Below are 13,896 nucleotides of genomic sequence, written 5' to 3' on the forward strand. Positions count from 1 at the left end.
CGCGGCTTTCAACCAGTGGTCGGATGGAGATCACGGCGCGTGTCTGGCACGGTTGTGCCCGTGACAGCGATGGGACAGGTCCGCGGTGCCGCCTGGACTAGGGTGCCTGCCGCCGCCGCGGCCGCCCTCGGTGCGGGGGCACCGCTGGTGTGCGCGCCCGCCGCCGCTGCCGCCGGGTGGTGGTCGGTGGCCGGGGTGGTGCTGGCCGGGCTTGTGGCCCTGCTGACCGCGGTGTCGCTCGCCGATCTTGCCGCCCAGTCTTGTCTCACCGGGGTTTCCGCGCATGTCAGAACCCGACTGGGTGTCCTACCGGGACGGATGGCAGGCGTGCTCGACATCGGCGGTCGGGTGGTCGGCGCCGCCGCGGTCGCCGGGACCGCGGGCGCCTACCTGGCGCCATCGCAACCGAAGGTAGCCGCCGTCGGGGTGGTCGTGGTGGTGGCCGCGCTGGCGTTAGGCCGGGTGGCCTTCTCGGCTCCGTCGCGGTGGGTAATCGCAGGTGTGACGATCGTCACTCTGGCCGTGTTCGTGACAACGGGGCTGGCCATCGAGCCCGTCCAGCAAGCCGTCGCCGCGACCGCGGGCACCCCGGGGTCCGATGATCCCACCGGCGTGATCGCCGCCGCTGGCCTCTTCGCCTTCGGCTTCCTGGGCGTCGAGCGCGCTGTCGGCACCCGGGCGCGGGTCGGGATCGTCGCGGTCGTCGTGGTGGCTGTGGGTTACCTCCTGGTGTGCGTCGCGGCGCTGCGCCAACTCGGCGGACCACGACTGGGGCTGTCACCCACCCCGTTGCGGGACGCCCTCGCCGCCGCCGACGGTGCCGCGATCGACCCGATGCTCACCGCCGGGATCCTCGTGGGCGCGCTGCTGGCGGTGCGGACGCTGCTCTCCGGCGCCGGGGCAGGGCTGACGGATCTCGTCGAGGCAGGCGAGTTGCCCGCCGCCGCTGCCACGCGCCGCCACCTGATCACCGCGGTGGCCGCTTCCGCTGTCGCCCTGATGGTCGACCCCGCGACGGCGGTGGCCATCGCCGCGACCCTGTTGCTGGGGGCCGCGGCGTTCCTCAACTCGGCGGCGCGCACGCTCGCCCGACCCCAGCGGTCTTCGTGGGTGCCGACGGGGTGTTGCGGGCTCGCGCTCAGCGTCGTGGTCGGCGTCAACATCTCGACGGGCTCGTTGCTGGCGGCGGTGGTCGTGCTGTTCATCGGCGTCGGACTGTGCACGCTGCGTGTCCGCCGGGCCGCGGTGGCCGACCCGCCTGAGTGACGTCAGGTAGTCGGGCGTCCGAGCATCGGGATACCGATTTTCCGCTGGCCCATCAGCGGATACTGTGCTCAGGTATGACGCCTACGCTGCCGTTCACGCGGACCCCCAACCCAGACCCGGCGACCCCGGAGCGGGTTGCGGAGGTACTCGCCAGGCCGGGCTTCGGGCAGTTCTTCACCGACCACATGGTGACCATCCGCCACACCGGCGACGAGGGCTGGCAGGACGCCAGGGTCGAGCCGTACCGGCCGATCACCCTGGATCCCTCCGCGATGGTCCTGCACTACGGTCAGGCGATCTTCGAGGGGCTCAAGGCGTACCGCCAGCCCGACGGCTCGATCGCCTCCTTCCGCCCCGAGGCCAACGCCGCCCGGTTCAACGCCTCCGCCCGCCGCCTGGCGATGCCGGAACTGCCGGAGGACCTCTTCCTCGCCTCGCTGCGCGAACTGGTCGCCGCCGACGCCCGCTGGGTGCCGGAGCAGGCGGAGGAGTCGCTGTACCTGCGGCCGTTCATGATCTCGACGGAGGCCGCGCTCGGCGTGCGCCCGTCCAACGAGTACCTCTACGTCGCCATCGCCTCCCCGGCTGGCGCCTACTTCGCGGGCGGTGTCAAGCCGGTCACGGTGTGGCTGTCCACCGAGTACGTGCGCGCCTCCCCGGGCGGCACCGGCGCGGCCAAGTTCGCAGGCAACTACGCCGCGTCCCTGGTCGCCCAGGCCCAGGCCGCCGAGAAGGGCTGCGACCAGGTCGTCTGGCTCGACGCGGTGGAACGCCGCTGGGTCGAGGAGATGGGCGGCATGAACCTGTTCTTCGTCCTCGGCACCGGCGCCGACGCCAGGGTCGTCACCCCTGAGCTGTCCGGCGCCCTGCTGCCCGGCATCACCCGCGACTCCCTGCTGACCCTGGCCGCCGACCTCGGCTACGGCGTCGAGGAACGCCGCATCTCCACCGAGGAATGGGAGAAGAAGGCCGACTCGGGCGAACTCACCGAGGTCTTCGCCTGCGGCACCGCCGCGGTGATCACTCCCGTTGGCCACGTCAAACACGCCGACGGCGACTTCTCCATCAGCGGCGGCGCCACCGGGCCGGTGACCACCCAACTCCGCGAAACCCTGACCACCCTCCAGCGCGGCGGTTCGACCGACACCCGGGGTTGGCTGACCACGCTGAGCTGATCCTGGTCTTGTTCTTGCCGCGCCCCCGGTCTTGCTCCGTCGAGACCGGGGGCGCGGTACGTTCGCTCGTCGTCTTCTGTCCACTGTGGACTTCATCGGGCGCCTTGGTGCTCTAGTTGATCTCCACGCGAACGACTTGCCTCCGGGCGCCGCTCTCGCTGTGGCCATCTGCGTCTGACCAGGTGCTTCTCTGGCTGGTTCGTCTTGAGGTTCACCCGGTTCAGGGACAGAAGTTATCCACATGTGGATCTTCGGCGGCCGGTGTGAAGATCGTTTGTCGGGGGGTGCCGGTAGGCTGGGACCTGGGACGCCCCCCGGAGAGGGTGGGGGCTGGGGCCGGACTGGCGTGCGCGCGCGAAGCGGGTTCGGCGGGGGCTGGAGCCGGGTGTGGCGTGTGAGCGCTGGTGCTGGATAAGTGAACCAGCGTGGGGCGAGAGTGTCAGCCTGGAGTACGAGAATCAGCCTGGGGTAAGAGATCCGCCTGGGGTAAGGATGTCGGCGTGGGGAAAGAACCATTGCGGGGCAGGAGATTCAGCGTGGGGCAAGAGATTCGTCGTGAGGTAATGGAACCGGCGTGAGGTAAGAGGGCCCGCGCGGGCAAGAGTGTCAGCCTGGAACAAGAGAACCGTTGTGGGGCAAGAGGGTCTTGCGTGGGGCAACAGGGCCAGGCGAGGCAAGAGGCTTGCGTGAAGTAGCGAGCAGCGCGAGGCGAGGAGGTTGGCGCGGGGTAAGAGAGCTCGCGTGGAGCAAAGGGGTGCCAGCTTGGCGCAACAAGGCTGGCGTGAGGTACGAGAGTCGATGCAGGCAAGAGGGCTGGCGTAGGTCAATCTGGCCAGGTGGGGTAAGAGAGCCAGTGCGAGACAGGGAGCCTGCACGTGGCCGTGGAGGCTGGTGCGAGGCAGGGGGCCAGCACGGAGGCAAGTTGGCCGGGCAGGGGCTGGTGAGGCGCAGGGGAGCCAGCACAGGACAGGGGCGTGGTGTGGGGCTGGGGAGCCAGTGCGAGGTGGGAGGAGTTGGCGCGGGGTAAGTAAGCCAACGGACGGTAGGGGGTTGGCGTGGGGCAGGGGGAGCCAGCGTGAGGTGGGAGGAGTCGGCGTGGGCCAAGGAAGCCAACGCACGGCAGGGGCTGATGCGGGGCGGGGGAGCCTGCGCGAAGTGGGGGAGTTGGCGTGTGGCTGGGGGCGCTGGCGCAGGGCAAGGAAGCAATGCAAGGCAGGGGCTGGTGCGGGGCAGGGGAGTTGGCGCGGCGTTGGCCGCTCCTGGCGCGGGGCGGGCCATGGAGGCTGGCGTGAGGGTGAAGAAGTTGGTGCGGGGCAAGAGCGCCGCTGCGGTGCAGGGAGTGCATGAGTGCCGGTGTGGGGCTGGAAGGCCGGTGCGGGGTTAGAGAGTCGGCGTGGCGTGAGAGGTGGGGCGGGGGGCTGGGGTTACCACTCGCGGGGGGGGGGGGGGGGGATGTGCGGGGCCACGAGGTCTACCAGGGCGTCCAAGGCCGGGTCGGCGTGGCCTACGAAGAGGTGTTTGCAGGCGGGGAAGGGGATTACCTCGGCCTGGGGGATGGCGGCGAAGTGGGTGCGGGCGGCGTCGGGGCGGACGTAGTCGTCGAACTCGGGGATGAGGCAGCGCAGGGGTTTGCCGGATCCGGCCCACGCGGCGAGGTGTTCGGGTTGGCTGCGGCGCAGGGTGGGGGCCAGCAGCAGCGCGCCTGCCACCGTCGGGCGCAGGCCGTGCATGAGCACCAGGTCCGTGCCGAACGACCAGCCCGCGAGCCAGACCTCCGGCAGTCCCGCCTCTGCCACGAACGCGAGCGCGGCGTCGATGTCGTGCCGCTCGGCGCCCCCGTCGTCGTGGGTGCCGGTGCTGGTGCCGGACTCGCTCACCGTGCCGCGTGTGTTGAACCGGAACGTGGCGATGCCCGCGAGCGCGGGGAGCCGGGCGGCGGCCTTGCGGATCAGGTGAGTGTCCATCGACCCGCCGCCGGTCGGATTCGGGTGCACCAGCACAACGGTCGCGGTCGGATCTGTCTCCGCCGGTAGCGCCAACTCTCCGGCGAGGCGTTCACCGTCGGCAGCCGTTAGGACCACCGGAGTGCGGCGGGCAGGTAGGACTGTGTTCGGTCCGATCCTCGTCACCCGCCCATCTCACCACCGACCGGGTGGGCGGCGGGCGCGGGAGTTCCAACAGTGCGGGTGCCAGTGCCTGCGCTGCTCCACCGACCCGTACTCCTGCGCGGGCCACACGACCAGGTGCGGGGTGCCCGGCCGGATCTCGTGGTCGCAGCCGGGGCAGCGGTACACCTTCGTGGCCTGCGCGCCGGGGATGTGCCGGACCTGCCAGTCGCCGTCACCGCCCGACTCGACGCGCTGGCTGCCGAGGCCACCGCCGAGGGGGCGTGGCTCGTCGTCTCGACGGGAATTGTTGCGGCGCGGCACAGGTCACCAGGTTAGGCGAGGGCGGGTGAGAACCGGGTGACCGTCTCAGGCGGGCGGGCGCAGGCTCATCGGCCCGTACACCTCGTCGGCGCCGTCGAGCAGCACGACCTGCTCCACCCCGGCCGCGAGCAGCCCGGCCCACGCGTCGCCGAACCACGCCTCGGCGGCGTCCTGGTCGGCGAACCCCACGTCCGGACCGGTGACCGGGTTGCCCGATGCGTCCTCATAGCGCCAGCGCAAGCTCACCAGGTCACGGTAGCCCAGGAGTGATCTGGCAGGCTCTTGGTGGACCCCACCATGAGCACGCGGAGGTAGCACGGTGAGCACCGAGTTCCCCCACATCCCGACCCCGGACGCGCAGGCGCACCGGGAGGCTGTGGCGCGCCACTTGACGCTCACCAAGCCCGCCGGGTCGCTGGGCAGGCTGGAGGAGTTGGGCGTGTGGGTCGCGGCCTGCCAGGGCCAATGCCCGCCGCGGCCGTTCGCCCGGCCGCGGGTCGTCGTGTTCGCCGGTGACCACGGCGTCGCCGCACAGGGGGTGTCGGCGTTCCCGGCCGAGGTGACCGGCCAGATGGTCGCCAACTTCCTCACCGGCGGTGCCGCGATCAACGTGATGGCCGCCGTGGCCGGTGCGACCGTGCGCGTGCTCGACCTGGGGGTGGACACCGACGCGGAGTTCCCCGAGCAGGTCACCGCGCACAAGGTCCGCCGCTCGTCCGGCTCGGTCGACCGGGTGGACGCGCTCACCGACGACGAGATCTACGCCGCCATCGCCGCGGGCCGCGCCATCGCCGACGAGGAGGTCGACGGGGGCGCCGACCTGCTGGTCGCGGGCGACATGGGCATCGCGAACACCACCCCGGCCTCGATCATCATCGCCGCGCTCTCCGGCAGCGAACCGGTCGCGGTGGTCGGTCGCGGCACGGGCATCGACGACCAGGCGTGGATGCGCAAGGCGGTCGCCATCCGCGACGGCCTGCGCCGCGCCCGCCGGGTCAGCGCCAACCCGGTCGCGTTGCTGAGGACCGTCGGCGGTGCCGACATCGCCGCCATGGCCGCGTTCCTCGCCCAGGCCGCCGTCCGCAAGACCCCCGTCATCCTCGACGGCCTGGTCTCCGGCGCGGCTGCCTTGGTCGCCGAGGAACTGGCCCCGGGCGCCTCGGAGTGGTGGGTGGCCGGTCACCGGTCGGTCGAGCCCGCGCACGCCCTGGTGCTCGAGCAGTTGGACCTCACCCCGATCCTCGACCTGGACCTGCGCCTCGGCGAGGGCACCGGCGCCATCGCCGCCCTCCCCCTGCTCACCATGGCCGCCCGGATCCTCGCCGAGATGTCCACCTTCGGCGACGCGGGCGTCACCGAGGGCGACATCCGCCTCCCCGCCGCAGTAGACGAAAACGGCCGCAACGGCGGCTGGCGCTAACCCACTCCCCACACAGCCTGCCGCTCGCTGCTTGGTGCAGCGCAACACTTCCAGCTCCATTTCCCCGCGTTTGTCCACAACCCTTCAAACCATCCACAGCCTCCGCCGGGCCCCTATTGACAAACCACCAGGTTCGATAGGTTCAGGAATGGGCCCCCGGCCCCCGGGAGGGTGGGCCCCGGCCGCGGAGTGGATCTTGGTCGGGGCGTGGTGCGCGGGGTGGGGCGGGTTTTGCGAGCGGGTTCGCGGTGGGCGAACGCGGAGTGAGGGTTCTGGGGCAGCGGCTGGGCTGAGGTGGTTCGCCGTGGGCTGGGTTGTGGCGGCTTCCGGGGTTTCGCCTTGGTGGACGCTCTCGTGGGCTGGTGTTCGGGGTTGCAGCCGGGGTCTCGTTTGGGTTGGTGCGCGGCTGGCTGAGGTGAGATTCCTGGTCCGGGGGCATCCAGGATTGGGCCGTGGTGGGTGCGGGTCGGTTTCTGAGGGGCGTGCGGGGTTGGGGTGGGTGCGGGGTTGAGGAGTGGGGCCGCGGTGTCGGGGCGGGTGGGGGAGGGGGTGTGGCCCGGGGTGGTTGACCGGGATGGTGGGGCTCAGCCGTTTGGTGCGGATAACGGATGGGGGGTTCGTGGTGGCTGGCGAGAGGGGGGTCTCGTGCGATTCCATGGTCATCATGGATCGAGTGCATGCCTTGCCGTGTCCCCAGCCCTGGCGTAGGACCGATGGATCACCGAACCCGGCGGGGGTGCCGAGCGGGGTGGTCGCGACCGTCGAGGCCGAGGGGGCGGCGGGGTTGTTGTTGCCGACTCGGCCTGCGACGGTGGCGGCTGGGGTGGTGTTGGTCCTGGTGGGGCTGGGGCTCGCGGTGCCGGGTGGGCTGCTGATCGCGGGGGGCGGTGGGCTCGCGGTGGTCGGTGGGGTGGTGCTCGGGCTGCTCGGCTTGTTGCTGCTCGCCGCCGGGGTGTTCGCGTTGACGAGGAAGCAGCGCGACTCCGGGATCGTGCTCACCCCCGAGCACGTGGTGCTGACCTGGGTGCGGCCGGTCGTCCGGGTGCCGTGGGCGTCGATCACCGAGGTGCGGCCGCTGGCGCTGCGGGTCGGGCGGTCCAAGGGGGCGTTGAGCCAGAACTACCTCGGGTTCGCCGCGCGCGACCACGACGTCACCGGGGACCGGATGCGCAAGGTGGCGGTCAAGTTCGGTCCGGACCTGGTGTGCGCGGTGCCGATGCGGACCCTCGACCTCGACCAGCTCGTCGTCCTGCACGCGCTGCGGTTCTACCTGGCCAACCCGCACCACCGGGCCGAGCTCACCGGCGACGACGCGGTGCGCCGGGTCACCGCCGGGCAGTTGACCGAGGGCTGAGCGGTAAGGATGGGCACCGTGCAGCCACTGGTCCTCTTCCACGCCTTCCCGCTCGACGCCCGCATGTGGGACGGGGTGCGCGACGCACTCGCCGAGCACGCCAGGGTGATCACGCCGGATCAGCGCGGGTTCGGCAGGTCACCGCTCGGCACCGCCGTCCCGTCGCTGGACGTGGTCGCGGCCGACGCGATCGCGCTGCTGGACTCCCTGGCCATCGACCGCGCGGTCATCGGCGGCTGCTCCATGGGCGGATATGTCGCGATGGCCTTGTTGCGGGCGGCGCCCGAGCGGGTGTCAGGTCTGTTGTTCGTCGACACCAAGGCCCCTGCCGATACGGAGGAAGCCGCGGCTAACCGACTCGCCATCGCTGAACGTGCCGAGAGAGAGGGCATCGTGCCGTGGCTCGCGGACACCATGCTGCCTGTCCTCGGTAGTGCTGCCGTCCACGGGCAGGTCCGTGAATGGCTAGAGGAGCAGTCACCCGAGACCGTCGCGTGGACACAACGCGCGATGATGGCTCGACCGGACTCGCGGGACACGCTGCGCGCGGCCAACGTCGACACGCTCGTCGTGCACGGCGACGCTGACGGTCTGATGCCGGTGTCGCTGGGGGAGGAACTGGCTGACCTCACGCGCGGATCGCTGGTAGTCCTACCGGGCGTTGGTCACTTGCCGCCGGTAGAGGCGCCGGAGGCGTTCGCCGCCGCCGTCGGGCCTTGGCTGGCCTCGGTTCGGTAGGAGGTTCCCCGGTCCGAGCCCCGCCCACAAGGGCTCGGACCGGGGGTGGTCCGCTCCGTCCGAGACGCGCCGCCGCCGCGGACCGGAGTCCGGTTGCAGGGGTGCGGGGCACCTCGGATATCGCCACGTGCTCCTTTTCCGGTACGCGGCCGACCGCGGCCCTGGTGGTCCAGCCGCGGCACGCCGCGTCCGACCCCTGGGTGACCGCGCACCGAGACCGGTCTCCGTGCGCGGGTGCTGAAGTCTGCGCTATCACCCAGTGCTATGGCCAGACCCTTGTCGAGGGAATCTGCCCCCGATCGCGCGACCGTGACCAGCCTGTTGATCGTCTCGCGCCCCTCTCCGTGACGGCTCGCCACCTGTTCGTGGGCTCACCGCCCGAGCCGACCCGTTCCGCCTTTCGGCCTGGCCGCGCGCGAACATTCACCCGGTTCAGCGACAGAAGTTATCCACATCTGGATCTTGGGCGACCCTGTTTCAAGATCGACTGTCGGGGGGTGCCGGTAGACTGGGCACTGGGACGCCCCCCGGTGTGGGTGGGGGCTGGGCCGGGTCGGGACCGCGCGCGCGAGGCGGTGGTTTCGGGGGTCGTGGGGGGCTGCGGGGGTTGGGTGGGCGGGGTCAGGTCGTGTGGACGATCAGGACGTCGACGGTGGATTTGCGGGCGGTTTCGGCGGGGACCGAGCCGAGGATGCGGCCCGCGAGGGTGTTGAGGCCGCGGTTGCCGACGACGAGCAGGTCGGCGTTGTGGTCGGCGACGACCTTGGCCAGGGCGGGGACGGGGTCGCCCGCGATGACGACGGTGTCGATGGTGGTGGCGCCCGCTCTCCTGGCGCGTTCGGCGGCGGCGCGCACCGACTCCTCCGCCGGGGCCGAGCCGACGACCTGGTAGGCGACGTCGGCGCCGAGGGCGTCCTGGGCGCGTTCCACGTCCCGGCCCGCTCTGGGCTGGTAGGCGGAGGTGATGACCAGGGTCGCCCCGGTGTCGGCGGCGATCGCGGCGGCGCGCTCGACGGCGCGCAACGACGAGTCGGAGCCGTCGGTGCCGACGACCACGGTCTGGTAGGCGGTCATAGTCCCTCCCGTTGGCTACTTGCCAGTAGACTTAACCAGGACAACGACCGATCAAGCCAGGGGTAGCGGGATCCGGGTCACACCTGGGGGGCACATGACACCTGTCGAGATGCTGGCCGTGGCGGTCCGGGAGGCCGAGGCGGGCCGTGCTTCCGGAGGCGTCCCGGTCGGCGCCGCGCTGTTCGGCCCGGACGGCGACCTGTGGGGCAGTGGCCACAACCGCCGGGTCCAGGACGACGACCCGACCATCCACGGCGAGACGGCCGCCTTCCGCGCCGCGGGCCGCCGCCGCTCCTACCGCGGCACGACGATGGTCACGACGCTGTCCCCGTGCTGGTACTGCAGCGGCCTGATCCGCCAGTTCGGCATCACGGCCGTCCTCATCGGCGAGTCCCGCACCTTCACCGGCGGCCACGACTGGCTGGCCGAACACGGGGTCGCGGTGACGATCCTCGACGACCTCGGCTGCGTCCGGATGATGACCGCCTTCATCGCCGAGCACCCCGACCTCTGGTACGAGGACATCGGCCGCTGACCCGGCTCGGGTCACAAGCCGTTGGTCGCCATCCACACCGGGTCGGGGGCGATCTGCTGCACGAACTCCACCACCGGACCCGGCGAGGCGACGAAGAAGTGCCGCTGGCCCCAGGGTTCGTCCCGGCATCCCGCCACGACCTGCACCCCGGCGGCGAGCAGTTCGGATTCCAGCGCCCGGGCGTCGTCGACGACGAACGCCAGCACTGTCCCGGCCGTCGTCACGCGCACCTGCGGTGGCATCGCCGGGTGGTCGCGCTGGACGAAGTCGACCATGAACGACGGGTCGTCCGGGTGTCCCAGGTCGACGTACCAGCCCAGGTCGACCGTGACGGTCGCGCCCAGGTGGTGCACGAAGAAGTCCCGGCACGCCGCCGGGTCGTCGACCATGAACGCCACCGCGAACCTGCTGAACCGCATACCCCGCTCCTTCCACTACGCTTGTAGTACTGTAACCGTAGTGGTCAAGGAGGTTCCATGCCCAACCCCGCTCGGCGGATCGCGCTCGCCGACGCCGCCATCGACGTCCTCGCCGAAGAGGGCGCCCGCGGCCTGACATTCCGCGCCGTCGACGCCAAGGCGGGAGTCCCGGCGGGGACGACGTCGAACTACTTCGCCAGCAGGGACGCCCTGCTCGCCGCCGCTGGTGCCCACGTCTTCGTCCGCCTCGCGCCCGACCCCGCCGAGGTCGAGGCCAGGATGCGGCTGCCCCGGGATCGCGAACTCGTCGCCCGGTTCATGCGCGACATCCTCGACCGGGCGGTCGCCGACGGGGCCGGACACCTGGCCCTGCTCGAACTGCGGCTGGAGTCCACGCGCAAGCCCGAACTCGCGGCGTTGTTCACCGACACCATGACCCGCGGCCTGTGTGACAACATCGCCTTCCACCTCGGCGCCGGCCTGCCCGGCGACCGGACGACCGTCGAGCTGCTCCACGTCGTGATGACCGGGTTGATCGTCGAGCACCTCACCCTGCCCGGTTTCCTGGGCCGCGAAGCCGTGGCGGCGTTGATCGACGCACTGGTGGACAAGGTCGTCCCGCGAGCCGAGTGACCACAGTGGACGACAACGGGTCGCCGTGCTGTCAGTCACATCGGGGCGCTCTGAATCGCTACTCATGAGTAACGTCCCGCTGCACCGCAGGTCCGACGAACCCCAGGAGGTCCGCCGTGCAGGAGATCCTCGACGCGATCCAGGCAGGCGAGCGGGAAGCCGTCGGCGCGCTGCCGGTACCGGAGCACTACCGCGGGATCACCGTGCACGCCGACGAGGTCGGGATGTTCGACGGCCTGGCCGCGCGGGACAAGGACCCCCGCCGGTCGCTGCACCTCGACGAGGTCGCCACCCCCGAGCTGGGGCCCGGCGAGGCGCTCGTCGCGGTCATGGCCAGCGCGATCAACTACAACACCGTGTGGACCTCGATCTTCGAGCCGGTCTCCACCTTCACGTTCCTGGAGCGCTACGGCCGCGTCTCCCCGCTGGCCAAGCGGCACGACCTGCCCTACCACGTGGTCGGCTCCGACCTGGCCGGTGTCGTGCTGCGCACCGGTCCCGGCGTGCACAACTGGAAGCCCGGTGACGAGGTCGTCGCGCACTGCCTCAGCGTCGAGCTGGAGGGCCCGGACGGCCACGACGACACGATGATGGACTCCGAGCAGCGCATCTGGGGCTTCGAGACCAACTTCGGCGGCCTGGCCGAGCTGGCGCTGGTCAAGTCCAACCAGCTCATGCCCAAGCCCGCGCACCTGACCTGGGAAGAGGCAGCGTCACCGGGGCTCGTCAACTCCACCGCGTACCGGCAGCTGGTCTCCCGCAACGGCGCGGCCATGAAGCAGGGCGATGTAGTGCTCATCTGGGGCGCGTCCGGCGGCCTCGGCTCTTACGCCACCCAGTTCGCGCTCAACGGTGGTGCTATCCCGGTGTGTGTGGTGTCCAGCAAGGAGAAGGCGGACATCGCGCGCAAGATGGGCGCCGAGTTGGTCATCGACCGCAGCGCCGAGGGGTACCGGTTCTGGAAGGACGAGCACACCCAGGACCCGCGCGAGTGGCAGCGGTTCGGCGCCAGGATCCGCGAGCTGACCGGCGGCGAGGACCCGGACATCGTCTTCGAGCACCCCGGCAAGGAGACCTTCGGCGCGTCGGTCTACGTGGCACGGCGCGGCGGCACGATCGTCACCTGCGCGTCCACCTCCGGGTTCCTGCACCAGTACGACAACAGGTACCTGTGGATGAACCTGAAGCGGATCATCGGCTCGCACTTCGCCAACTACCGCGAGTCCTGGGAGGCGAACCGGTTGATCGACAAGGGTTTGGTCCACCCGACGCTGTCCAAGACCTACCCGCTCGCCGAGACCGGGCAGGCCGCGCTCGACGTCCACCGCAACGCCCACCAGGGCAAGGTCGGTGTGCTGTGCCTGGCGCCGGAAGAGGGGCTCGGCGTTCGCGACCAGGCCAAGCGGGAACGGCACTTGGACGCCATCAACCGCTTCCGCGGCGTGTGACCGCTCCCCGGCGGCCACCCGTTGGGCAGGTGGCCGCCGGGGAGCACCACTCACCGATCTACCCGTAAGTGGTCTATCCGATGCAGGTAGCGTGGGCGCATGGGCTTGGGTGAGGAACGCGATCTTGTACCGCTCGGTGCCGGTTTCGACATCACCAAGCGGGGCTACAGCCGCGCGCAGGTGGAAGAGCACCTCGAGCGGCTCGACGCCGAACTGCAGCTGCTGCACGCCGACCGCAACGCCGCCGTCTCGCAGGCGACCGACCTGGCCAAGCAGCTCGAGTCCGCGCGCGGCGACCTCAGCGACCTGCGCGGCCAGATCGACCGGCTCTCCCAGCCGCCGACCACCCTGGAAGGGCTGAGCGAGCGCCTGCAGCGGATGCTGCGGCTGGCCACCGAGGAAGCCCAGGAGACCCGCTCCCGCGCCGACGCCGAGGCCAACGGCATCCGCGCCAAGGCCGAGGCCGACGCCGGTGCGCTGCGACAGCGCTACGAGGGCCTCATCGCCGAGCTCGACGCGCGCCGCGCGGCCATGGAGGCCGAGCACCGCGGCATCGTGGACAAGGCCCGCGCCGACGCCGAGCAGACCGTCGGCACCGCCCGCGCCGAGGCCGCCCGCCTGGAGGCCGAGTCCGAGCGGCGCCGCACCACGGTCGAGGAGGACTTCGACATCGCGATGTCGGCCCGCCGCACCGAGGCGATGCGCGCGCTGGCCGAGCAGGAGGCCACCAGCAAGTCCGAGGCCGAGCGCCGGGTCCGCGAGGCAACCGAGGAGGCCAACCGCCGCCGCCACGACGCCGCGACCGAGGCCACCGCCCGCCTGCAGGAAGCCACCAGCGAGGCCCACCGCCGGGTGCGCGAGGCCACCGAGGAGGCCAACCGCCGCATCAGCCACGCCGCCCAGCGCGTCGCGGCCCTGCGCGCCCTGCGCTCCCGCGTCGCCGACCAGCTCCACTCGGCCCGCGACCTCATCGCCGACGCCCACGTCCAACTCGCGGACGCCGCCCCGGTCCTCGACCCGCTCCCCGAGGAACGCGTCACACCCCCGAAGACCATCGACGGCAGCCCCGCCGACGAGTCCCCCACCCAGGCCATGAAGCCGGTCGTCGGCCCGCCGAAGGAACACTGGGAACCGGCCGAGGTCGAACCGGAACGCGCCCCCGCCGCCCCCCAGGGCCGCCCCGCGGAGTCGTCCACCCCCGCCGCCTCCCCGGCCGACCGCACCCAGAAACTCGTCCGCCCGGCCCCCCAGCCCAAGCGCCCGGCGGCTCGCCGCTAGTTCCGCTCTCCGTCCCGCAAGCCCGGTGTCCGGTGACGCCGGGCTTGTTGGCGTTCACGGAAGGGATGCCGAACGTGACGGTGGGAGACAGGCTGGGGGAGGTTTCCGGGTGGGGTACGGCACGTGT

General features: G+C 71.4%; 14 protein-coding genes. 9 read left to right on the forward strand and 5 right to left on the reverse strand.

Translation table 11 applies throughout. From position 1 onward, the window contains the following. The first annotated feature begins 60 nt into the window (after positions 1–60). Both CLV68_RS23865 and CLV68_RS23870 read left to right on the forward strand, forming a co-directional pair. Complete coding sequence (locus CLV68_RS23865) at positions 61–1,266, forward strand: hypothetical protein (protein ID WP_147460143.1); 1,206 nt, start codon at positions 61–63, stop codon at positions 1,264–1,266. Between the two features lie 74 nt (positions 1,267–1,340). Further along, positions 1,341–2,441, forward strand: a complete 1,101-nt coding sequence (locus CLV68_RS23870) for a branched-chain amino acid aminotransferase (protein WP_121393139.1) — start codon at positions 1,341–1,343, stop codon at positions 2,439–2,441. A gap of 1,424 nt (positions 2,442–3,865) precedes the next feature. Here the strand turns inward: CLV68_RS23870 and CLV68_RS23875 are convergent. Genes CLV68_RS23875 through CLV68_RS23885 form a run of 3 tightly spaced genes read right to left on the reverse strand, consistent with a single transcriptional unit; the run spans position 3,866 to position 5,116 of the window. Further along, positions 3,866–4,570, reverse strand: coding sequence for an alpha/beta hydrolase (locus CLV68_RS23875; RefSeq protein ID WP_121393140.1), 705 nt, complete (start codon positions 4,568–4,570; stop codon positions 3,866–3,868). 9 nt (positions 4,571–4,579) lie between these two features. Beyond that, complete coding sequence (locus CLV68_RS23880) at positions 4,580–4,870, reverse strand: hypothetical protein (RefSeq protein ID WP_121393141.1); 291 nt, start codon at positions 4,868–4,870, stop codon at positions 4,580–4,582. A gap of 45 nt (positions 4,871–4,915) precedes the next feature. Then, positions 4,916–5,116, reverse strand: a complete 201-nt coding sequence (locus CLV68_RS23885; protein WP_092776837.1) for a hypothetical protein — start codon at positions 5,114–5,116, stop codon at positions 4,916–4,918. Positions 5,117–5,189: 73 nt separating this feature from the next. On the opposite strand from CLV68_RS23885, the gene cobT reads away from it, so the two are divergent. The 3 genes from cobT (at position 5,190) to CLV68_RS23900 (ending at position 8,382) form a co-directional block, all read left to right on the forward strand. After that, complete coding sequence (cobT, locus tag CLV68_RS23890) at positions 5,190–6,290, forward strand: nicotinate-nucleotide--dimethylbenzimidazole phosphoribosyltransferase (protein WP_121393142.1); 1,101 nt, start codon at positions 5,190–5,192, stop codon at positions 6,288–6,290. Between the two features lie 748 nt (positions 6,291–7,038). Continuing rightward, positions 7,039–7,644: a hypothetical protein gene (locus tag CLV68_RS23895; RefSeq protein ID WP_147460144.1), complete on the forward strand. Its 606-nt coding sequence runs from the start codon at positions 7,039–7,041 to the stop codon at positions 7,642–7,644. A gap of 9 nt (positions 7,645–7,653) precedes the next feature. After that, positions 7,654–8,382: an alpha/beta fold hydrolase gene (locus tag CLV68_RS23900; protein WP_121393144.1), complete on the forward strand. Its 729-nt coding sequence runs from the start codon at positions 7,654–7,656 to the stop codon at positions 8,380–8,382. A gap of 621 nt (positions 8,383–9,003) precedes the next feature. On the opposite strand, the gene CLV68_RS23905 is transcribed toward CLV68_RS23900, so the two are convergent. Further along, entirely contained in the window at positions 9,004–9,456 is a 453-nt protein-coding gene (locus CLV68_RS23905) for a universal stress protein (protein WP_121393145.1), read from the reverse strand. A 94-nt stretch (positions 9,457–9,550) separates the two neighbouring features. Between CLV68_RS23905 and CLV68_RS23910 the strand changes: the two genes are divergently transcribed. Then, positions 9,551–9,991: a nucleoside deaminase gene (locus tag CLV68_RS23910; protein WP_211346744.1), complete on the forward strand. Its 441-nt coding sequence runs from the start codon at positions 9,551–9,553 to the stop codon at positions 9,989–9,991. Between the two features lie 11 nt (positions 9,992–10,002). Here CLV68_RS23910 and CLV68_RS23915 read toward each other — a convergent pair whose 3' ends face one another. Next, positions 10,003–10,410: a VOC family protein gene (locus tag CLV68_RS23915; protein WP_121393147.1), complete on the reverse strand. Its 408-nt coding sequence runs from the start codon at positions 10,408–10,410 to the stop codon at positions 10,003–10,005. 57 nt (positions 10,411–10,467) lie between these two features. On the opposite strand from CLV68_RS23915, the gene CLV68_RS23920 reads away from it, so the two are divergent. The 3 genes from CLV68_RS23920 to CLV68_RS23930 all read left to right on the forward strand — a co-directional run bounded on the left by CLV68_RS23920 (position 10,468) and on the right by CLV68_RS23930 (position 13,769). Next, positions 10,468–11,043, forward strand: coding sequence for a TetR/AcrR family transcriptional regulator (locus tag CLV68_RS23920; RefSeq protein WP_121393148.1), 576 nt, complete (start codon positions 10,468–10,470; stop codon positions 11,041–11,043). Between the two features lie 116 nt (positions 11,044–11,159). Next, positions 11,160–12,491 carry a crotonyl-CoA carboxylase/reductase gene (ccrA, locus tag CLV68_RS23925; RefSeq protein ID WP_121393149.1) on the forward strand — a complete coding sequence of 444 codons (1,332 nt, stop codon included), beginning with the start codon at positions 11,160–11,162 and terminating at the stop codon, positions 12,489–12,491. 99 nt (positions 12,492–12,590) lie between these two features. Then, positions 12,591–13,769, forward strand: coding sequence for a chromosome segregation protein (locus CLV68_RS23930; protein ID WP_121393150.1), 1,179 nt, complete (start codon positions 12,591–12,593; stop codon positions 13,767–13,769). The last annotated feature ends 127 nt before the right edge of the window (positions 13,770–13,896 follow it).

It is taken from the genome of Actinokineospora cianjurensis, assembly GCF_003663795.1.
GTDB classification, from domain to species: domain Bacteria; phylum Actinomycetota; class Actinomycetes; order Mycobacteriales; family Pseudonocardiaceae; genus Actinokineospora; species Actinokineospora terrae.